Genomic DNA, 20,732 nt, shown 5'->3' on the forward strand with positions numbered 1-20,732 from the left:
CTGCTCAGCTGCACACCAATTTATAAAAAGATGAATGTAGACAAGCAAACCTATGAAGGCCTGCAGGAAGGCCTTTATGCAAACCTTCAAACTACGAAGGGAAACATGATTGTAAAACTGGAAGATCAGAAATCTCCGGTTACCGTAGCCAATTTTGTTGGACTGGCGGAAGGAAAAATAGACAACAAATCAAAAGCGAAAGGAGTCCCTTTTTATGATGGGACTATCTTCCACAGAGTAATTGAAAACTTTATGATTCAGGGCGGTGATCCGCAAGGAACAGGAATGGGCGATCCTGGTTATAAATTCGAGGACGAGAAAAATGATCTGAAACACGATGGAAAGGGAGTTCTTTCCATGGCGAATTCCGGTGCTAATACCAACGGTTCCCAGTTTTTTATTACTCAGGTTCCTACACCATGGTTAGATGGAAAACATACTATTTTCGGCAAAGTGGTGAACGGAATCGAAGTAATTGATACGATTGCTGCGGTAGAAAAAGGCGCACAAGACAAACCTAAAACGGATATCGTTCTGGAGAAAGTTTCTATTTTCGGAAAAGGTGATGCTTATAAAGAATATGATGCCGCGAAGATATTTACCGAAGGAAAAGCGAAAATTGCAGAAAATAATAAATCCTTCTTAGCAAAAGCAGAAGCTGAAAAGAAAAAAAAGGAAGAGGAGTTTAAAGCAAATCAGGAAAAAATGGTGAATGACAAAAAAGCCGATATGGAATCAACCCCTTCCGGACTGTACTATAAAATTACCAAAACTACGGCCGGTAAATCACCAAAATCAGGAGATATGGTTTCTGTACATTACGCCGGAACACTGGTGGACGGTACGGAGTTCGACAATTCTTTCAAAAGAGGAAATCCCATTGAATTTCCTGTGGGAATGGGCCGCGTCATTAAAGGCTGGGATGAAGGAATCATGATGCTGAAAGAAGGCGAAACCGCTACTTTTCTGATTCCGGCATCGCTTGGTTATGGAGCAAACGGAGCAGGGGGCGTTATTCCGCCAAATGCATGGCTGGTATTTGATGTGGAACTTGTGAAAGTTCATTAATCGTCTTTAAAATACAAATTTATATAGAAGACTGTCCTTGCCGGCAGTCTTTTTTTTGTTCTTATGATTATTGATATTAACAATGAAAGACAAAAAAAATTAGAAACTATAATAAATAAAAAACTGAGTGTTTATGCGGGATACATCGGATATTGATTAAAAGTAAATAAAATTTTTGAAACTTTTTTCCTGTTTGGGGTGCAACTTTTTCACATTTCTACATCTTATAACTAAAGACGCCAAAATAATTTCTTCATAGACACTTTTTTACTTATGACTTATGGTCTGTTAAAACGCGGGAAACTGCGTTTTTTTTGTAAGTAAATATGAAGGTGTTCTGCGGAGTCTAATTTTTAAATCGGTATCATTCAGAAATTATAGAAAAAATAAAATTTAAAAATTTTTTCTTTTCCAAGTGCAACTTTTTTATGTTTTTGCATCTTATAATTAAAGGCACCAAAATAATTTCTTCATAGACACTTTTTTATGTTATGACCTTAGGTCTGTTTTTAGCGCGGGAAACCGCGCTTTTTTTATGAATCCAAAAAACTGCCTTCCGACTGGCAGCTATTTCCGCATTCTGATTCTACCCAGCAATTGGGCGATGCTTTTCTGAAAAACAAAAAGTTTTTGGTGATAAAAGTGCCTTCAGCTGTGGTTCAGGGCGATTTTAATTATCTTATTAATCCTCAACATCCGGATTTTAAAAAGGTTAAAATCATTAAAAAAGAAAAATTCAGTTTTGATCAGCGGTTGTTTGTCCGTTAAAATTACCAACTGTTATCAATCAGATAGACCATTTGAGCAAGCGCAACCGCACCAAGATTGAGTTCCCGGCGGTTGATTTTATCAAATGTATCTTCGCTGGTGTGATGGATATCAAAGTAACGTTGCATATCAGGAACCAGTTCCGCCAACGGAATACCCAGTTTTTTAAGAGGCAAAATATCCTGAGCTGCCGTTTCCTGACTGAAATCATAAACACCGTATGGTAAAAATAATTGTTTCGAAGCCAGAATCTGTCTTCTACGCTGCGGAATCATGTCTAAAGAAATGCCCCGTGGTGAATAACCACCAGCGTCACTTTCAATTGCAAAAAGATGCTTTTCTCCGGATTTTTTTACTTGTGCTGCATACGTTTCGCCACCGTGAACGCCATTTTCTTCATTGGCAAAAAGAACAAATCGTAACGTATGTTGGTTCTGAATCTCTAATTTTTTAAAAATCCGCAACACTTCCAGTACCTGTACCACTCCGGCACCATTGTCGTGAGCGCCTTCCGAGATATCCCAGGAATCAAGATGCGCTCCGATCAGAATAATACTTTTAGAACGGTTTCCGGGAATTTCAGCGATCACATTATGAACTACCGTTTCACCTTTGGTTCCGGAAGTAGTATTGAGTTTTCCGGTCACCGATTGTTTTTTTAGCAATATTTCCAACTCGTCTGCGCTTTTCGCACCAATGGTGAGCGCCGGGATTTTTCTTTTATCATCGCTGTCGTAATACATGCTTCCGGTGTGCGGAACATCGTTAAAAGCGGACGTTGCGGAACGGGTAATAATGGCTTTTGCGCTTTTGCGGCTGGCTAATGATGGGGCAGACCAGCGGTATCTTCCTGCATCGAGATAGGCTTCGGCAGGGTTGATGAGCGTCTGATCAAATGCATAATTGAAAAATACAATTTTATCACGCACTTCTGCGGTGGTAAGTTTGTTGAAGGCCACGAGATCCGGAACATAGAGAATTTCACCGGTAATATCTTTGCCGGAAGTTCCTTCGGATCCTCCCATTGACAGTGCTTTGATGTTCTTCCATTTGCCTTGTCGGCTACTGATCTGAAACTGTTCCCGGCCTCTTTCCCAAACCGGAATTTTAACATTTTGTTTCCGTATAGCACTTCCTCCGTTTTCTTCAAATTTCTTTTCTGCCCATTCCACAGCACGATCGTAAGACGGTGTTCCGCTGAAACGGGCACCAATATTCTGGGTGAGATCACGCAAGTTCTCGTAGGCGGTACTGTTCAGCATGATTTCGTCGGATATTTTTTTAAAATCTGTACGGAAATCAATTTTTGGCTTTTGAGCCGGTCTTTTCTGGGAAAATAAAATTCCACCCAGAAAGAGTGGAATAAGAAGGAGGGTTTTATTCATCGATACCTTTCTTTGCGAGACTAAAATAAGAAAATTATTTCATGTCGTACATAATGAGTGCACTGATGAGTTTAGGCTCGATGTAGGTACATTTGGGAGGCATGCTTATTTTGTTGTCTGAAATTCTAAGCATTTCATTAAAACTCACCGGATAAATTCCGAATCCAACAGCACCGTGGCCGTCATCTATTTTTTCTTTCAGTTTTAAAATACCTTCTACGGAAGAGTTGCCTTTCAGGTATTTGATCCGGTCGGAACTGTCAGTATTTTCAATCCCGAAAATATCTTTCAAAATATATTGATCCAACAAATGATGATCCAAATGATGAAGAGAAGCCTCATTGCTTCGGAGTTCGTGTTTCACATGCAGCGAATAAAATAAACCGTCGAGATACATGGAAATATGGAATTTCTGTGAAGGAAAATAAGGAGTACTTCCTTTTTCATAGATCGTGAATGACTTTTGGAGTTTTTCCAGAATCTCATCGGGTTTCATTCCGCCCAGATCCGTCAGATAACGGTTGTAATCATGTATTTTAATGGACTGATTGGAAACGATGAAGCTGAAAATAAAATTATATCCTTCTGTGCCGTTGTGTTTTTTATTTTTCTCCTTTTGCAGTTTGGCATTTAGTGCTGTGGAACCAATTCTGTGATGTCCGTCTGCAATGTAGAATGAATCCACCTGATCCAACACTTCCTTGTATTGAAGCATTTTCAGTCGGTTGTCTATTTTCCATATCTTATGTCGAATACCTTGGCTATCTACAATATTTACTGTCGGAACATTTTTTTCTTCATAATTCATCAAAAGTTCCACCTTGGAATTGGCAGGGTAGGTAAGCAATACCGGGTCTGCCTGTAGATTTACTTTTTCGAGATAATAAGCGAGGTTTTCTTTTTTTTGCGGAATGGTACTTTCATGTCTTTTAATTTTTCCAGCCCAGAAATCTTCCACACTCACCAATCCCAGAAGCCCTCTGAATATAGATTTATTCGGGTGAATCTGTTCGTATAAGTAATAACATGAGGCATCCTGAACCAGCTTATTACTGTCCAGCATTTCTTCAAAATTAGTCCGGATCTTTCTCAGGTTGCGGTCTACATCTTTGGATTTGCTGCAGACAAAAGGTTTGATCATCTGAATGTAAGAAGAATCTTCCTGAGCTTTTCGATTCAGTTCTTCCTGAGTATAATTGTCGATAGGATGGCTCGGGAACCGCTCGAGATAATCTTCGTGAGGACGGATGCCACGGAATGGTTTGAAAATAGGCATATTTCGGTGAATTAGTTTTTGAAAAATTGAATGATTTGCGCCGCGAGTTCGGTTCCTATTTTTTCCTGCGCATCTATCGTGTTTCCGCCGAGGTGTGGCGAGAGCGATAATTGAGGATGCATCAACAGGGCAAGTTCGGGGCGTGGTTCGTTTTCAAAAACATCCAAGGCCGCTCCGGCTACTTTTCCAGACTCTATGGCATCCAACAAGGCGACTTCATTGATGACGCCACCTCTAGCAGTATTGGCGATGAAAACACCGTCTTTCATCTGCTCAAATTGATTATGATCAATAATATAACCTTCAGATTTTGGAGTATGAAGACTTATAAAATCTTTATTACTAAGAAACGCCTGCAAATCCTGAGTGGTGCTGATTTCAAAATGAACCGCCTGTCCGTCCATGAAATTCAGAGTCAGAGTTTCGGTTCTCGGTGTTCTGGTGAAGATCTCAATGTTCATGCCCAGTGCAATTCCCATTTTGGCAACTTCTTTACCGATGCTTCCAAATCCGATAATTCCCAGGTTTTTACCCTGAAGTTCTACAGCTTTGGAATATGATTTTTTCAGTTCGGAGAATTTCAGTTCGCCTTCCAGCGGCATGGTTCTGTTGGATTCATGCAGGAAACGGGCGAGAGAAAAGAAATGTGCAAATACAATTTCTGCTACCGACCGGGACGAAGCAGTAGGAGTATTTATCACGAGTATCCCTTTTGCACGGGCATATTCCACATCAATATTGTCCATACCGATACCACCGCGGCCTATAATTTTCAGGCTTGGACAGGCATCAATCAGTTCTTTTCTTACCTGGGTTGCACTGCGTACCAGCAAAACATCGACCTGATGCTCATTAATGAAAGGAGCTAGCTGTTCCTGAGCAACTTTGTGTTCAAGGAGTTGGAGTCCGGCTTCTTTCAGTGCGTTTTTACCGGCTTGGGAAATTCCGTCGTTGGCTAAAATTTTCATACTTGTAAGTGTTATCAGTTTTTTGGTTATAGAGATTTCATAACGTCGATGAGTATTTTTACGCTTTCCAAAGGAAGAGCGTTGTACAGGCTGGCGCGATAGCCGCCTACACTTCGATGTCCGTTCAGCCCGTTGATTCCGGCAGCTTTCCAGGCAGCATCGAATGCTTCTTTGCGGGTTTCGTCCGTAATTTTGAAACAGACATTCATCAGCGAACGGTCTTCTTCTGCACAGAAACCTTCAAACAGGGGATTGCGGTCGATTTCTCTATACAATAGTGCAGCTTTGGCCATATTTTTTTCTTCTGCAGCAGCGATACCGCCATTTTTTTCAAGATGCTGAAGGGTCAGCAAGCTGGCATACACCGGAAATACCGGAGGCGTATTGAGCATGGAATCTTTGGAAATATGAAGTGAATAATCCAGATAGGAAGGAATATTTCTGCCGGTTTTACCGAGAATTTCTTTTTTTACTACCACGAGGGTTACACCTGCAGGCCCCATGTTTTTCTGGGCTCCGGCATAGATGAGATCAAATTGTGAAAAATCCATTTCTCTTGAAAAAATATCCGAACTCATGTCGCATACCATGAGGGTATCTACCTTCGGAAAAGTTTTCATTTGAGTCCCGTAAATGGTGTTATTGGAAGTGCAGTGGAAATAATCATATTCCGGACCTGCGGTATAATTTTTAGGAATATAAGTATATCCTTCGGCTTTGGAAGACCCGATAATATTAACTTTTCCCAGTTTTTCAGCTTCTTTGATGGCGCCTGAAGCCCAAACTCCAGTATCCAGATACGCAGCATGGCCACCGTTCTGTTTCATCAGGTTGAAGGGAACCATGGCAAATTGCAAACTTGCTCCGCCGCCCAAATACAGGACTTCGTATTCATCACCAAGTTTCATCAGTCTTTTTACAATGGCTCTGGCTTCTTCCATTACAGGAACAAAATCTTTGCTCCGGTGTGAGATTTCCAAAAGTGACAGTCCGGAACCGTTGAAATCCAGAATGGCTGCGGCGGATTGTTCAAAGACTTCCTGAGGCAAAATGCAGGGACCTGCGCTGAAATTGTGTTTTTTCATATAATTGAGAGTGTTTTGTGTTTAGTTTTAGGTTTAGAAAAGGAAATAGCCCACAGTTACCGGGGCTATTATTTATTCTCCATGCAAAAAAGCTTTTTTGATGAGCAAGCTTTCTTCGCTTTCCACATGATCTTCGTCAGGGATGCAACAGTCTACCGGGCAAACAGCCGCGCACTGTGGTTCTTCATGGAAGCCTATGCACTCAGTACATTTATCGGTCACTATAAAGTAGACATCGTCACTCACCGGTTCCTGTGGAGCATCGGCATCAATGGTTAATCCGGACTTCATCGTTACCATCCCTTTCAGCGCCGTACCGTCGGATGCTTTCCAGTCTACAGCACCTTCATAAATTGCGTTGTTTGGGCATTCCGGCTCACATGCCCCGCAATTGATACATTCATCTGTTATTCTAATCGCCATTGCTGATCTTTATTTTTTATGAAATTTGCTGCAAATATACGAAGAATTCTCCGGACCCTCAGCAACGTACCAGTCAATTCGACTTCATTACAGCTTAAAAATTCCACAATAAATTCTAAAAAACAGAAGGATAAAGCAAATATAGAATGAGCAAGTTGAACTTATTAAAAGCTGCCGAAGATGACAACGGCAGATTTTAAAAGAACTAAGGTAGTTCCGCTGTCCATTCTATTCCGCTGATGTCCGTCAGTCTCAGCAGATAGTTTTTTTTAATTTGAGTTTCTTCTAAATCAAGAGTTATATCTGCTTTGGCACCAAGCGGCAAGACCAAGCTGTGTTTTCCGGGTTTAATTTTTGCCACATAGTGATTGTGAATTTTATCGGTGGGAAATTCCGCAAGTTGTTGATGAAAAAGAGACTTCACAATATTTTTATTTTCGTCCAGAATTTCGATTCCGATCAGAAATGAACCGTAAACATCGGCACCTTCGACCCTGAATAATTCAAAAGTCAGCAAAGAACCCTGATGTTGAATATTAGAAATCTCCACTTTCGGCTTTACTGATTTATTATGAAGGGTTCCAAAAACACCACCGTGAAAATATTGATTCGTAAACAAAGTAAGTCCAAAAATAACTGAGGACATCACCAGCACTTTCACGCGCAGATTTCTGAGAGGAAGCACTCCTGAACCTAGAAATGAAAACCATTTTTTGTGAGTGAATGCGTAGTTTTTGTTCATGAAATACTGATCCAGAGAATATGACCCGCTTCCGGTAAGTAAGAGGACAAATCCGCTGGATACGCCTAAAACACCAATCTGCCATTCATCCAGACATGTGGTTCCAATCCATCCGGAACCCAGTAATATTCCCATAGCAAGGAAAAATATTCCCACGCTCATCAGTCTTGTAAACAGGCCTAAAATGATGCACAATCCAACGATGGCTTCTACAATCGTGAAAATAACCATCGAAAGATGTAACGCTTCCGGATGAGTGACCAGATATTCAATAATAGGGCGAATACCTAAAGCGTTGGGAAGGAAATGATTGAATTTTTCGCCGATGTAACCTGCTTCTTCCGGAATTAGCTTATTGTCTAAAATCAGACGTCTCCAAAATGCTGAAAAATAAGTCCAGCCGATAACCCATCGAAGGGATAATGTAAAAAGTCCGGCATTGGTGTACGCAGTATTGTCAATAGTATGTTTCATTGATTTATATATTTGTTTAACGTGAAAAGTTTGTGATGATCGCGGGATTTACAAAATCACGCAACAGCTATTTTCAGTCTTTTAAACAAAATATATTTGGGAGGATTATTCCCCGAGAATCCTTCTGAAAAAGTGCTTTTTGCTTTATCAAAATTAATTTCAAAAAACGGATATTCTGAGAAATAAAAATGTTCAGTTTGATGCTTGATTTTCGTCTTTTGGTCGGCCGAAATCTGAAGGCTTTCACGTTGAAAATACGCACAAATATTTATCGTATTTGTGGTCTTCGTTTTATTGAATGGTCGGGTGTATTCTATCTCTGCAGAGCCAAACATGGCTTCTTTTACGATGCATGGACTTAATGCAAATGCACCAAGACACAGAATTAAGAAGTGTTTAAAGATGAGGATATGTCGTAAAGTAATACGCATTGTGGCAAAGATAGGTTTTTTTTTGGTGATGAATATGGTTGATTACATTGTCAATTTAATCATCCGGTAAAAAATATTTAGAATCTTCACTCATTGTAAAATGACCCGATGTGGCCGGATTTTTGAAAACTAACCGTATTGTTAGGTTTATAAATTTTCCGAAATCAAAACGGAAGGGAAGATTGATATTAGATGAAATTAATTGAATTTACGAACAAAGGAATATATTGTCCACCGGGAAATTTTTATGTTGACCCGTGGTATCCCGTGGATTTTGCAGTCATCACCCATGCTCATGCCGACCATGCGCGATGGGGAATGAAAAAATATCTTTGCCATCACGATACCAAGCCTATTCTGAAACTTCGAATCGCAGAAGATATATCCGTGCAAAGTGTAGGATATGGCGAAACTATCAACAAAAATAATGTAGAAATTACTTTTTTTCCGGCCGGTCATGTTATTGGGTCGGCACAAATCAAACTGGAATATAAAGGTTTCGTGGCTGTGGTTTCCGGTGATTACAAACTGCAGGACGATGGCCTTTCTGTACCGTTTCATCCGGTGAAATGCCATGAATTTGTTACAGAATCTACTTTTGGATTGCCCATTTATCATTGGGATGAGGTGCCGGTAATGACCCGAAAACTTCAGGATTGGGTGTCTCAGAATCGGGAGAATGGCAAAACTTCAGTGTTGGTAGGCTACTCTTTAGGCAAAGCGCAACGGATTCTGAAGGCGTTGGAAAGTAATGACAACATTCTGGTGCATCATTCGATCGCCAAGTTAAATTCTGCATTTGAGGAATCGGGAATAGAATTGCCGTCGTACAGTGTTATCGATTTTACACACAAAAGCGAAATGCAGGGCGCCACCGTCATCGTTCCGCCGGCTTTATTAGACAGTAATGTCATCAAAAAAATTCCGAATGCTGCGCTGGCTATTTGCAGCGGGTGGATGCAGGTTAGAGGATCCCGAAGGTGGCGAAGCGCGGATGCCGGATTTGCCATCAGTGATCACGCCGATTGGGACGGACTTTTGCAGGCAGTAAAGGAAACGGAAGCGGAGAAAGTATACGTCACTCACGGTTTTACAGATGTTTTTTCAAAATACCTGAATGAAATCGGAATTGAGGCAGAAGCAATTTCTACCCGCTTCGGAGGTGAAGAACCGGATGAAGTACCAACGGATTCTCCGGAAAATAAAAATTAAAAAAATGTCTCCATTACTAACCCAAAGTTTGAATGAAAGATTTTGCCGAACTAATAAAACGACTGGAAAGCACCAATAAAACGAATGCAAAACTGGAAGCCATCATCAGTTATCTGGAAACGGCTGCAGATGATGATAAGTTGTGGTTCATCGCTCTTTTCACAGGAAAAAGGCCGAAAAGAACGGTGGCGACTAATCTACTGAAGGAATGGACTTTGGAAATCACCGGGCTTCCGTATTGGTTGTTTGTGGAAAGTTACAGCGCAGTAGGAGATTTGGGAGAAACCATTTCGCTGCTGCTTCCTCCGCCAAGGTTCCAGATTGTGAAATCTCTATCGCAATGGATGTCCGAAATCATAGAATTGAAAAATAAAACAGAAGCTGAAAAAAAGGAATTTATTCTTCACACTTGGGACGGACTGGAAGTCACAGAAAGATTTATTTTCAACAAATTAATTGGCGGAAGTTTTAGAATCGGCGTGTCGCATAAAACTTTGGTGAATGCTTTGGCCAAATTTACTGAGCAGGAACCTGCGGCGCTCATGCACTCCATTATGGGAAAGTGGGATCCTGTGAATTATTCTTTTTCAGAACTGATACAGGGTGATATTGACAATCCGGACGACTCCAAACCGTATCCTTTTTGTCTGGCGTATCCCCTCGAAAAAGAAACGGACGAACTGGGAGATCCGGAAGACTGGCAGATTGAATACAAATGGGACGGAATACGCGGGCAACTCATTAAAAGAAATGATCAAATTTTTATCTGGTCACGTGGTGAAGAACTGGTGACGGATCAGTTTCCGGAATTGGTGGAATCTCTGAAAAAGTGTGAAGGAAATTTTGTGATTGACGGGGAAATTATTGCTTGGAAAGAGGATAAGATTTTGAATTTCAGCGAACTTCAGAAGAGGCTGAACCGAAAAACGATTTCAAAAAAAATGTTGGAAGAAATTCCTGTGAAATGTATCGTGTACGATCTGCTGGAGTTGGAATATGAAGATCTCCGACAGAAACCCCTTCAGGAAAGAAGAAAAAAATTAGAAAACTGGCTCGAACTGAACTTGCCTTCACATATTATTTTATCACAAAAAATAACTTCTGAAAGTTGGGAAACTATGGATGAAATCCGGAATAATGCGAGAGAAATAAATGCAGAAGGGCTGATGCTGAAACATCACAATTCAGTGTACCATGCAGGCCGGAAAAGAGGCGACTGGTGGAAATGGAAAATAAATCCTTATACCATAGATGCAGTCTTGATTTATGCACAAAAAGGAAGCGGCAGAAGAAGCGGATATTATACCGATTATACCTTTGCGGTGAAAGATGAAGATCGTTTGGTAACGATTGCCAAAGCCTATTCGGGATTGACTGACAAGGAAATAATGGAAGTAAGCCGGTTCGTAAACAAAAATGCGCTGGAGAAATTCGGGCCTGTAAGAACGGTGAAGCCGGAGCTCGTTTTTGAAATTGCTTTTGAAGGAATAAGCTACAGTAAACGACATAAAAGCGGTGTGGCATTGAGGTTTCCCCGGATTGTACGATGGCGGAAAGATAAAACTGCCGAAGAAATAGATCATCTGGACGATCTTAAAAAATTAATTACCGATTGATTTTAGAACTTCTGATTCATGAAAAACAAATTTGAGACAACAGAAGGATACCGGATCGTCCGCAACTGGATGAAGGAAAAAGGAAACAGCCCGTTTGGTTTCCAGCATAAAACCTGGGAAAAATTTGGAAATGGGTACAGCGGAATGGTGATTGCGCCCACAGGATTCGGAAAAACCTACTCCGTTTTTCTGGCGCAGGTCATCCATTTTCTGAATCATCCTGAACAATATTCTAAAGGATTAAAATTATTGTGGATCACACCTTTGCGGTCCCTCGCAAAAGATATTGCCAAAGCGATTAACGAAGCCATCAATGAAATCGGCCTCGACTGGACCGTGGGTGTTAGAAACGGCGATACCGACATTAAAATCCGTCAGCAACAAACCCGGAATATGCCGGATATTCTTTTGGTAACTCCGGAAAGTTTGCATCTTCTTTTGGCTCAGAAAAACAATTCCAATTTCTTTAAAAACCTTTCCTGTATCGCCGTTGATGAATGGCATGAACTGTTGGGAAACAAACGGGGCGTAATGACGGAGCTGGCGCTGAGTTACCTTAAAAATCAACTTCCGAAACTGAAAATCTGGGGAATAACAGCAACCATTGGAAACCTGGATGAAGCGATGGAAGTGCTGCTGCCATTTCCGGGAAAGAAAGCCAAAGTTATTGCTAAAGAAAAGAAAAAAACCGACATTATTTCCGTGTTTCCAGATGAGGTGGAAGTACTTCCCTGGGCCGGACATCTCGGAGCGAAAATGGCAGAAAAAGTAATTCCGGTGATCGAACAGTCAAAGTCAACCATCATTTTTACCAACACGAGAAGTCAAAGCGAATATTGGTATCAGCTGTTGCTGGACGCTAATCCCGATTTGGCCGGCCAGATTGCCATTCATCACAGTTCCATCGATGCCCATCTCCGGATTTGGATTGAAGAAAATTTAAGTTCGGGCAAACTGAAAGCAGTGGTTTCAACTTCATCGCTGGATTTGGGTGTAGATTTCAAGCCTGTCGATACCGTCATTCAGGTAGGATCTGTAAAAGGGGTAGCTCGGTTTCTGCAACGTGCCGGAAGAAGCGGACATTCGCCTTTTGAAACGTCAAAAATTTACTGTGTTCCGACCCATTCCTTGGAACTGATAGAAGTCGCAGCGTTGAAAGAAGCGGTCAAACAAAAGGTCATCGAGAAACGCGAACCGCTGCTTTTAAGTTTTGATGTATTGACCCAATTCCTCGTCACTATCGCTGTCGGCGAAGGATTTAAAAAAGAAGAAATGTTGACTATCGTAAAAAAGACTTTTGCTTTCAGTGCGATGTTGGAGTCTGAATTTAATGAAATTCTGGAATTTCTCACCATCGGTGGCGGTGCTCTGAAAAACTATGAAGAATTTCACAAAGTGGTGGTGGATGAAAAGGGAATTTATCGTGTTACTTCAAGAAAAATAGCGATGCTTCACCGCATGAATTTGGGCGTTATCGTCAGCGATGCGATGCTGAAAGTGAAGTTTCTTTCTGGTGGATATATCGGGATGATTGAGGAATATTTTATTTCACGATTGAATAAAGAGGATAAATTTATTCTTGCCGGAAGAGTACTGGAAGTGGCAATGATTAAAGAAATGACCGTGTATGTCCGCGCTTCAAAAGGAAAAGCAAAAGTCCCCAGTTATTTGGGTGGAAGATTGCCGCTGAGTTCGGATTTGGGACATTTTCTTCGCAAAAAACTTTCAGACTCATTAAATCCAAAAGCCACAGAGAAAGAACTGAAGTTCCTGCATCCGCTTTTGGTTCGTCAGAATGAGCGATCGCATATCCCGAGAGAAGATGAATTTCTGGTGGAAATGATAGAAAACCGGCAGGGATTTCACCTGTTTATGTATCCGTTTGAAGGAAGGCTCATCCATGAAGTGATGGCGGCTTTAATTGCATTCCGGATTTCAAAAATATCCCCGATTTCGTTTTCGATGGCGATGAATGATTACGGTTTTGAATTGTTCAGCGATTCCGAAATACCTTTAAACGATGAAAGTCTAAAGAAAATTTTGTCCGAGGAAAACCTGATGCGCGATGTAATTTCCAGCATCAATGCTACAGAAATGGCAAGACGAAAATTCAGAGATATCGCCGTAGTTTCCGGCTTGGTGCTTCAGAATCTGTATGGAAAACAGCGCAATAATAAGTCGTTGCAAGCATCTGCCGGACTGATTTTCAATGTTTTAGAACAGTATCATCCGGATCATTTTTTGGTACGGCAGTCTTATACTGAGGTATTTAACCAGCAACTGGAAGAGGTACGTTTGCGTGCAGCGTTCCACAGAATTTCCCAATCAAAAATTATTTTGAAAAAAGCCACCGCATTTACGCCGCTCAGTTTCCCGATAAAAGTGGATAGCCTTCGTTCCACACTTTCCAGTGAAGATCTGGATGCCCGCATCAAAAAATTAAGATTAGAAGCCATGAAAAATAAATTGCAGTCTTAATGAATCTTTAAACGCATTAGAATTTTCTTTTATTTCTGAGTAATTGTCAGGAATAATCAATGCGGTTTGCTAATTTTGCACCGTGATGATTAAGATTGAAGAACTGATACACGCTTATATTTCTACCCAATGTGATTTCGAAAAACAGGTAATCTTAACCCATCATTTCCATGCCGATTGGGAAGCGGATTTGTTATTGATTAATCCGGATGGTTTCAGCCATGAAATTGAAATTAAATTCAGCAAAAGCGATTTCAAAAGCGATTTCAAAAAGTTCTATCTAAACCGGCACACAGGAGAGAAGTACCTGAAACATGATAAGATTTGCTGTGGCGATTATGTCTGCAATCATTTCAGTTTTCTGCTTCCAATGGGAATGATTGATTCCAAAGAAATTCCGGAACACTGTGGAATTATCGAATTTTATCACGATGCCGACCGTTGGGAGACCGTTTTCAGAACGATCCGCACTCCGAAAACTCTGCACGAAACTCCGTACTGGCAACTGATAGATAAGGATATGATGCTGAAAAAAATGGCCATGAATCTTATTCAGCGGAAATTCCAGCTGAAATCCAGAACTGAAGAACTCATTTTCAAAAATCCGTTCGGAGATAAAACCTTTTGAAAATGAATAAAATAATGAAGATCAGGACGCTGGAAATAGAAGTGTTGGGTGAGATACTGCTGCTGTGCAACCAAAAAGTGATGTTTTGGGAGGCACAGTCAATGCTAATTTTGAGCGATATGCATATCGGAAAATCTGCTCATTTCAGGAAAAACGGTATTGCGATTCCCAATTCCGTACTAAAAAATGATCTGAATAAACTGGATCAGATGATTTCTTATTTTGGCGCGGAACAGTTGCTCATTAACGGAGATATTCTACACGCCGGCGACAATACCGATGTGGATTTTTTCTGCGAATGGAAAAAGGGAATTCCGGCAGATTTTCATCTGATAAAAGGCAATCACGATCGGATTTCAAAAGAACTGGAAGTAAAATTATGTCTTACTTCCATACAGGAACAATTGAAAGCAGGCCCTTTTTGTTTTGTGCATGAGTTTGATTCTCAGTGTACGGATTTTCAGATTACGGGTCATATTCATCCCGGAATCGAAATCAGAAATAAAATTAAAAATATCCGGCTTCCCTGTTTTGCCGTTACTGAAAAGCAAATTTTGCTTCCCGCTTTCAGTGAATTTACCGGACTTGATACCAGAAATTTACCGTCACGCGCAACATTTTTTCCACTCACTCCTAACGAGATTTTTGAAATGTAAACCAGAATGTGTGTTGGGCAATTAGCCTTAAACTTCTTCTTGAATTTTTCGTTCTTTTAACACTAAAATTGAGATAATATAAATGACAACAATAGTCAGTGGAATGGTTATAAATCTTTCAGAAGGAAATAAATACCAGAGAATTACAATTAAAATGGTTCGCAGGATCGAATGAAAAAGGCCAATCCAATGATCAATAATCCAGGTTAAAGGAACCCACATGAGTCCTGTTAAAATTCCAACGGTTAACGGAAGTGAGGTATAATCTACGAGGAAAAACGGGATCGCAATAGAGTAGACCAAAAGAGCCTGAACAACTGTGAGGAAAAATAAATTATCGAACGTATTTTTAGGTTTGGTTTTGTCCAGATAATCTTCTCCTGTCCATTTCGAAATTCCCATGGCTAAATAAACGATGGAGCCTGTAGCGATGAACAATACCCACACTGTTATGTGGTCAGGAAAAAAAATACCTGAAAGCGCAACCGTTAACCAGGCGATTAATCCGGCGATGGGAGAAGCCAGCAGTTTTTTCCGTTTAAAATCTTCTTTTTGTTCTTCAAGAGTTCGTTTAAGTTCAGTCATTTTGTAATGTAAAATTGTGCGTTATCCGTTTCTCAGAATTTTCTCTATTTTTCTACCTTTTGATAGTTCATCAACCAGTTTATCAAGATAGCGAACTTGTTTTGTCAAAGGATTATCAATTTCTTCGATTCGGTAGCCACAAATAACACCTGTAATAAGATGAGCATTCGGATTCAGTTCAGCGCCTTCAAAGAACTCTTTGAAAGTAACTTTGTTATCAATCAGTTCTTTTATTTTAATCTCGTTAAAACCGGTCAGCCATTCCATTACCTTATGCAGTTCGTGGATAGATCTGTTTTTTTTCTCCACTTTCGCCACATAGTGAGGATAGACAGAAGCAAAGGTCAGTTTAGCGATTCGTTCATTATGTTCAGGTGTTGTTTTCATGATTTTCCTGATTCTGTTTTTACAAAGTTCTTCTTACAAATATGATGTAAAAGTTACTTTCCTGCAAACCGTAATGAAGACACCATTCTTTTTTCTATCTTTAAACTTTAATATTTTTATGCATAAAAAACTATTTATAGCTGTTTTTTTGGGAATTTGCACTGTCATCAATGCACAGTTTGATACCGATCAACAAGCTCTTATTGAGAAAGAGAAGAAGGGTTTTCTTTTTAAAATGGGAACAGGAAATGTCAATCCCAATACCCTGAACTATGATCTGAAATACCAGCGTCTGGATCTGACACTAAATCCGGGAGTGTATCACATCAGCGGAAGTGCTACCAATCATTTTGTGCCCAACCAATCTATGCAGAGCATTTATTTTGATCTGACTCCGCAACTGACCGTTTCTCAGGTGACTAAACAGGGAGTTCCGCTCACATTTCAGCAACTTCCTACCAACGAAATTAAAATTGATTTTCCTACGCCATTACCGGCAAATACTCTGGATTCACTGACGATCCATTATTCCGGAGCACCGGCACCTACGTATAATGCTTTCGCTGTGCATACCCAGAATTCGGTTCCTGTGATGTCAACACTTTCCGAACCGTATGGAGCGCAGGATTGGTTTCCCACAAAACAGAGCATGAATGACAAAATCGAAAGGTTTGATTTTAAAATAATTACGCCTCAACAATACAGCGTGGCTGCAAACGGCATTCTGATGTCGGAAACCGCCTTGCCTGCGGGGCAAAAACTTACTTTCTGGAGAACACAATATCCTATGACCGCTTATCTCGCAGCGTTTTCCATTACCAATTTTACGAGATTTACAGATACCATCGGAAATCCACCATTTCCTTTTATCAATTATGTGTATCCTGCTTCGGCAACCAATCCGACGATTATGGATAATATTGAGTGGACCAAACAGGCGATGACCCTTTTTGAAACCTATTTCGGAGAATATCCTTTTCAGAATGAAAAATACGGGCACATGGAATTTGGGCACAACGGCGTTTGTATGGAGCATCAGACCATGTCTTCCATGAGTTCTTGGGGAAAATATGTGATCGCACATGAGTTGGCGCATCAATGGTTCGGGAATAAAGTAACTTGCGGAACGTGGAATGACATTTGGCTGAACGAAGGATTTGCGACTTTTGGCGAACATTTGGCCAACGAAAAACTCCTGATGAATCACAGTCAGTTTATGGACTATCTGGAAGGTCAAAAGAATTATATTACCAATCTTCCGGGTGGAAGCACCTATGTTCCCGATGCACAGTTGGGAACTGTCAGCGGAATTTTCAACGGAAGACTTTCCTATGCTAAAGGCGGCTATATCTTAAGAATGATGAAATGGGTTTTGGGAGAAACTGCTTTTTTTCAGGCCATTCAAGATTATCATCAGCGTCCACATTTGGCTTATAATTATGCTGTCACTAATGATTTGAAAGCCTCTTTGCTCCAGTCTACTTCGGTAGATTTTACTGAATTTTTCAATGACTGGCTGTATGGACAGGGTTATCCTTCGTATACCATCAAATGGAAACAGGCACCGAATCAGTCACTGATTCTTCAGGCATCACAAGTGCAAAGCCATCCTTCAGTCAGCTTTTTTGAAATGCCTTTGCCTATCAAAGTTACCGGAACCAATGGAGAAGTGGAATATTTGAAACTTGAAAATACTTTCAATAATCAATATTTTACAGTACCTGTAAATTTTACCATTGCAACAGTGGATTTTAATGATGAACATCAACTCCTGGAACGGAATTCTGTAGTGATGATGGACGCCAATCTTTCTACGTTGGAAGGTACCCGTTCTAATTTCAGGCTTTATCCGGTTCCCGCCGAAGATGAAATTTATCTGGAAGGACTTCAGCGTCGTGCTGATTATCAGATTCATAATCAGGAAGGAAGGCTGGTCCAGCAAGGGAAGTACATGCCGGAACGGGCGATAAATATTTCCGGGCTTGTTTCGGGATTCTACATTATTTTAGTAGACGGGAAACAACTCAAATTTACTAGGAAATAAACAAAAGCCTTCTCAACTGAAGGCTTTTTCTTAAATTAGCAGATTCTAAAAAATAATATTATGATCTCAAAAAAATATCTTGAAACGCTTCAGAATGAACTTCAGAATATCGACAAAGAAGGGCTGTACAAGCGGGAACGTATTATTTCGTCGCAGCAATCTGCTGAAATTGTAGCCAATGGAAAAACCCTTCTTAATTTCTGTGCCAACAATTATCTTGGACTCGCTAATGATCCGGAAGTCATAAAAGCTTCGCAGGACATGATGGATTCTCATGGTTACGGAATGTCCTCGGTGCGGTTCATTTGCGGAACACAGAATATTCATAAAGAACTGGAAGAAAAAATTTCCCGTTTTGTGGGAATGGAAGATACTATTTTGTATGCCGCCTGTTTCGATGCCAATGGTGGGGTTTTCGAGCCGCTTTTTGGTGAAGAAGATGCCATTATTTCTGATGAGTTGAACCATGCTTCCATCATTGATGGAGTGCGTCTTTGTAAGGCAGCGCGTTACCGTTATAAAAATAATAATATGGCGGATCTGGAAGAACAGTTGAAAGCTGCCGCCGAAAAGAATCACCGTTTCAGAATTATTGTGACCGATGGAGTATTTTCTATGGACGGAATTGTAGCGGATTTAAAAGGAATTTGTGATCTGGCAGAAAAATATGATGCTTTGGTCATGGTGGATGATTCTCATGCTACAGGATTTATCGGGAAAACCGGCCGCGGAACCCATGAAGCCAGTGATGTGATGGGAAGAGTAGACATTATTACTTCTACCTTAGGCAAAGCATTGGGTGGTGCATTAGGCGGATTTACTTCCGGGAAAAAAGAAATTATTGACATGCTTCGTCAGCGTTCAAGACCGTATTTATTCTCCAATTCATTAGCACCTGGAATCGTAGGAGCCGCCATCAAAGTATTGGATATGATTGAAAACGATACTTCCAAAAGAGACCGGGTGATGGAAAATGCTGAATATTTTCGAGATAAGATGAAAGCCAAAGGTTTTGATATTCCTGATGGAGACGCTGCCATCGTTCCGGTGATGCTGTATGATGCTCCGCTTTCTCAAAAAATGGCGGAAAAACTGATGGATGAAGGAATTTATGTAATCGGCTTTTTCTATCCTGTTGTTCCGAAAGGCAAAGCCAGAATCCGTGTACAACTTTCCGCCGCACACACCCGCGAACAACTTGACAAAGCTATTGCAGCATTTGAAAAAGTAGGGAAAGAACTTGGTGTTATTTAATAAACTGGTTGTTGGTATAATGAAAAATATTTTATCCATTCTATTGTTGTCTTTGTCTGTGGCTATAGGAGCGCAGAAAAAAGATACTGTCATTTTAGATCATAATGATGAATTAAAAATTGAAGCACTGCCGTATTATAATTTCGGGAAAGGTGTTGGGATGACGTCTCCGGACAGTCTATTTCAGATGAACCTTCGTTTCAGAATGCAGAACCGACTGGAAGTTCTGAATGATGAAGGAAGTACTTCCTATGATGCCATGATCCGCAGACTGAGGCTCCGTTTTGATGGTTATGTGGGAGATCCACGTTTTGTATATGTCATTCAGCTCTCTTTTTCGCCGAAAGATGTGGGACCGCTGGAAGATGACGGCGACCTGAACATTATCCGCGATGCGATGATCTTTTTCAATCCAAATAAAAACTGGAATTTTGGTTTCGGACAAACAAAACTGCCCGGGAACAGACAAAGAGTCAATTCTTCCGGAGCTTTACAGCTTACAGATCGTTCCATCAATAATTCCAATTTCAATATCGACAGGGATTTCGGGCTTCATGCTTATTACTTAAAACCAAATACCGAAGGTTTTGGATTTAATGTCAAAACTGCAGTTTCTACCGGAGAAGGAAGAAACTGGACCAAAACAAGAGACGACGGTTTGGCGTACACCGGCCGTTTGGAACTCTATCCTTTGGGAAGTTTTAAAAAAGGAGGTGAATATTTCGAGGGAGATCTGATGAGAGAAGAAACGCCGAAACTGTATCTGGGAGCTACCTATCATTATAACCAAAAAGCAAGAAGAACTGCCGGACAAACCGGAGCTACGCTTTATGAGCAGAAAGATCTTTCCTCTCTTTTTGTGGATGCGATGGTAAAATACAACGGATTTTCCGTCATGTCGTCTTATATGAATAGAGAAACGCCCAATCACAGTTCCGTAGCGATAAATCCTGTAGATCTATCAGATTTCAATTATGTTCATACCGGGCAAGGTTTTGATACTCAAATGAGTTATACTTTCCCATCCAACTGGGAAATCATCGGCAGATATTCGCAGCTGGCTCCGGGAAATGAAATATTTCCTTTCATGCCGAAGCAAAAACAATATTCATTCGGGGTCACAAAATACATTTGGGAACATGCTTTTAAAGCGCAAATGGAAGTTTCAAAAAATGATTTCCAGTATTTTGACGGAACCAATAAGGACAACTGGTACATCCGTTTCCAGATTGAAATGGGAATTTAACTCTTT

At 40.6% G+C, this 20,732-nt stretch carries 18 protein-coding genes; 10 read left to right on the top strand and 8 right to left on the bottom strand.

Translation table 11 applies throughout. The features are described from left to right. Nucleotides 1-30: 30 nt before the first annotated feature. Both DQ356_RS10435 and DQ356_RS11450 read left to right on the top strand, forming a co-directional pair. Nucleotides 31-1,068 (top strand): peptidylprolyl isomerase, encoded by a 1,038-nt coding sequence (locus tag DQ356_RS10435; protein ID WP_114304476.1) that lies wholly within the window; start codon nucleotides 31-33, stop codon nucleotides 1,066-1,068. Between the two features lie 549 nt (nucleotides 1,069-1,617). Continuing rightward, entirely contained in the window at nucleotides 1,618-1,836 is a 219-nt protein-coding gene (locus tag DQ356_RS11450) for an RES family NAD+ phosphorylase (RefSeq protein WP_114304435.1), read from the top strand. Between the two features lie 2 nt (nucleotides 1,837-1,838). Here the strand turns inward: DQ356_RS11450 and DQ356_RS10445 are convergent, their stop codons facing one another. The 6 genes from DQ356_RS10445 to DQ356_RS10470 form a co-directional block, all read right to left on the bottom strand. Next, the gene (locus DQ356_RS10445; protein ID WP_114304436.1) at nucleotides 1,839-3,221 is read right to left on the bottom strand and encodes a M28 family peptidase; all 1,383 of its coding nucleotides are present in this window, start codon (nucleotides 3,219-3,221) and stop codon (nucleotides 1,839-1,841) included. A 34-nt stretch (nucleotides 3,222-3,255) separates the two neighbouring features. Then, nucleotides 3,256-4,497: a DUF1015 domain-containing protein gene (locus DQ356_RS10450; protein ID WP_114304437.1), complete on the bottom strand. Its 1,242-nt coding sequence runs from the start codon at nucleotides 4,495-4,497 to the stop codon at nucleotides 3,256-3,258. Between the two features lie 11 nt (nucleotides 4,498-4,508). After that, entirely contained in the window at nucleotides 4,509-5,465 is a 957-nt protein-coding gene (locus tag DQ356_RS10455) for a D-2-hydroxyacid dehydrogenase (protein WP_114304438.1), read from the bottom strand. A gap of 26 nt (nucleotides 5,466-5,491) precedes the next feature. Continuing rightward, entirely contained in the window at nucleotides 5,492-6,550 is a 1,059-nt protein-coding gene (gene serC, locus DQ356_RS10460; RefSeq protein WP_114304439.1) for a 3-phosphoserine/phosphohydroxythreonine transaminase, read from the bottom strand. A 72-nt stretch (nucleotides 6,551-6,622) separates the two neighbouring features. Further along, the gene (locus tag DQ356_RS10465; RefSeq protein ID WP_114304440.1) at nucleotides 6,623-6,973 is read right to left on the bottom strand and encodes a 4Fe-4S binding protein; all 351 of its coding nucleotides are present in this window, start codon (nucleotides 6,971-6,973) and stop codon (nucleotides 6,623-6,625) included. Between the two features lie 205 nt (nucleotides 6,974-7,178). After that, nucleotides 7,179-8,189, bottom strand: a complete 1,011-nt coding sequence (locus DQ356_RS10470; protein ID WP_114304441.1) for a TQO small subunit DoxD — start codon at nucleotides 8,187-8,189, stop codon at nucleotides 7,179-7,181. 623 nt (nucleotides 8,190-8,812) lie between these two features. Between DQ356_RS10470 and DQ356_RS10480 the strand changes: the two genes are divergently transcribed. The 5 genes from DQ356_RS10480 (at nucleotide 8,813) to pdeM (ending at nucleotide 15,210) form a co-directional block, all read left to right on the top strand. Further along, nucleotides 8,813-9,832, top strand: a complete 1,020-nt coding sequence (locus DQ356_RS10480) for a ligase-associated DNA damage response exonuclease (RefSeq protein ID WP_114304443.1) — start codon at nucleotides 8,813-8,815, stop codon at nucleotides 9,830-9,832. A 32-nt stretch (nucleotides 9,833-9,864) separates the two neighbouring features. Then, nucleotides 9,865-11,448, top strand: a complete 1,584-nt coding sequence (locus DQ356_RS10485; protein ID WP_114304444.1) for an ATP-dependent DNA ligase — start codon at nucleotides 9,865-9,867, stop codon at nucleotides 11,446-11,448. An 18-nt stretch (nucleotides 11,449-11,466) separates the two neighbouring features. Continuing rightward, on the top strand, nucleotides 11,467-13,926 hold the full coding sequence (locus DQ356_RS10490) for a ligase-associated DNA damage response DEXH box helicase (protein WP_114304445.1): 2,460 nt from the start codon (nucleotides 11,467-11,469) through the stop codon (nucleotides 13,924-13,926). Between the two features lie 85 nt (nucleotides 13,927-14,011). Then, a complete protein-coding gene (locus tag DQ356_RS10495; protein ID WP_114304446.1) occupies nucleotides 14,012-14,554 on the top strand; it encodes a hypothetical protein in 543 nt (180 codons plus the stop codon). 14 nt (nucleotides 14,555-14,568) lie between these two features. Further along, nucleotides 14,569-15,210: a ligase-associated DNA damage response endonuclease PdeM gene (gene pdeM / locus DQ356_RS10500; protein ID WP_166413109.1), complete on the top strand. Its 642-nt coding sequence runs from the start codon at nucleotides 14,569-14,571 to the stop codon at nucleotides 15,208-15,210. Between the two features lie 27 nt (nucleotides 15,211-15,237). Here the strand turns inward: pdeM and DQ356_RS10505 are convergent, their stop codons facing one another. Then, on the bottom strand, nucleotides 15,238-15,795 hold the full coding sequence (locus tag DQ356_RS10505) for a DUF7010 family protein (protein ID WP_114304448.1): 558 nt from the start codon (nucleotides 15,793-15,795) through the stop codon (nucleotides 15,238-15,240). A gap of 21 nt (nucleotides 15,796-15,816) precedes the next feature. After that, the gene (locus tag DQ356_RS10510; protein WP_114304449.1) at nucleotides 15,817-16,182 is read right to left on the bottom strand and encodes a DUF2200 domain-containing protein; all 366 of its coding nucleotides are present in this window, start codon (nucleotides 16,180-16,182) and stop codon (nucleotides 15,817-15,819) included. Between the two features lie 118 nt (nucleotides 16,183-16,300). On the opposite strand from DQ356_RS10510, the gene DQ356_RS10515 reads away from it, so the two are divergent. The 3 genes from DQ356_RS10515 to DQ356_RS10525 are packed head-to-tail and all read left to right on the top strand — an operon-like array spanning nucleotide 16,301 to nucleotide 20,726. Continuing rightward, nucleotides 16,301-18,226 (top strand): M1 family aminopeptidase, encoded by a 1,926-nt coding sequence (locus tag DQ356_RS10515; RefSeq protein WP_114304477.1) that lies wholly within the window; start codon nucleotides 16,301-16,303, stop codon nucleotides 18,224-18,226. Between the two features lie 60 nt (nucleotides 18,227-18,286). Then, entirely contained in the window at nucleotides 18,287-19,480 is a 1,194-nt protein-coding gene (gene kbl, locus DQ356_RS10520; protein ID WP_114304450.1) for a glycine C-acetyltransferase, read from the top strand. A gap of 19 nt (nucleotides 19,481-19,499) precedes the next feature. Further along, on the top strand, nucleotides 19,500-20,726 hold the full coding sequence (locus DQ356_RS10525; protein WP_114304478.1) for a porin: 1,227 nt from the start codon (nucleotides 19,500-19,502) through the stop codon (nucleotides 20,724-20,726). Nucleotides 20,727-20,732 lie beyond the last annotated feature (6 nt).

Source organism: Chryseobacterium lacus (assembly GCF_003336205.1).
In the GTDB taxonomy this organism is placed as follows: domain Bacteria; phylum Bacteroidota; class Bacteroidia; order Flavobacteriales; family Weeksellaceae; genus Chryseobacterium_A; species Chryseobacterium_A lacus.

Coding starts and splice junctions, on each gene's coding strand:
- kbl (WP_114304450.1), top strand. CDS start 18,287: ATGATCTCAAAAAAATATCTTGAAACGCTTCAGAATGAACTTCAGAAT.
- DQ356_RS10510 (WP_114304449.1), bottom strand. CDS start 16,182: ATGAAAACAACACCTGAACATAATGAACGAATCGCTAAACTGACCTTT.
- DQ356_RS10490 (WP_114304445.1), top strand. CDS start 11,467: ATGAAAAACAAATTTGAGACAACAGAAGGATACCGGATCGTCCGCAAC.
- DQ356_RS10455 (WP_114304438.1), bottom strand. CDS start 5,465: ATGAAAATTTTAGCCAACGACGGAATTTCCCAAGCCGGTAAAAACGCA.
- pdeM (WP_166413109.1), top strand. CDS start 14,569: ATGAAGATCAGGACGCTGGAAATAGAAGTGTTGGGTGAGATACTGCTG.
- DQ356_RS10515 (WP_114304477.1), top strand. CDS start 16,301: ATGCATAAAAAACTATTTATAGCTGTTTTTTTGGGAATTTGCACTGTC.
- DQ356_RS10525 (WP_114304478.1), top strand. CDS start 19,500: ATGAAAAATATTTTATCCATTCTATTGTTGTCTTTGTCTGTGGCTATA.
- DQ356_RS10465 (WP_114304440.1), bottom strand. CDS start 6,973: ATGGCGATTAGAATAACAGATGAATGTATCAATTGCGGGGCATGTGAG.
- serC (WP_114304439.1), bottom strand. CDS start 6,550: ATGAAAAAACACAATTTCAGCGCAGGTCCCTGCATTTTGCCTCAGGAA.
- DQ356_RS10445 (WP_114304436.1), bottom strand. CDS start 3,221: ATGAATAAAACCCTCCTTCTTATTCCACTCTTTCTGGGTGGAATTTTA.
- DQ356_RS10435 (WP_114304476.1), top strand. CDS start 31: ATGAATGTAGACAAGCAAACCTATGAAGGCCTGCAGGAAGGCCTTTAT.
- DQ356_RS10450 (WP_114304437.1), bottom strand. CDS start 4,497: ATGCCTATTTTCAAACCATTCCGTGGCATCCGTCCTCACGAAGATTAT.
- DQ356_RS10470 (WP_114304441.1), bottom strand. CDS start 8,189: ATGAAACATACTATTGACAATACTGCGTACACCAATGCCGGACTTTTT.
- DQ356_RS10505 (WP_114304448.1), bottom strand. CDS start 15,795: ATGACTGAACTTAAACGAACTCTTGAAGAACAAAAAGAAGATTTTAAA.
- DQ356_RS10480 (WP_114304443.1), top strand. CDS start 8,813: ATGAAATTAATTGAATTTACGAACAAAGGAATATATTGTCCACCGGGA.
- DQ356_RS10495 (WP_114304446.1), top strand. CDS start 14,012: ATGATTAAGATTGAAGAACTGATACACGCTTATATTTCTACCCAATGT.
- DQ356_RS10485 (WP_114304444.1), top strand. CDS start 9,865: ATGAAAGATTTTGCCGAACTAATAAAACGACTGGAAAGCACCAATAAA.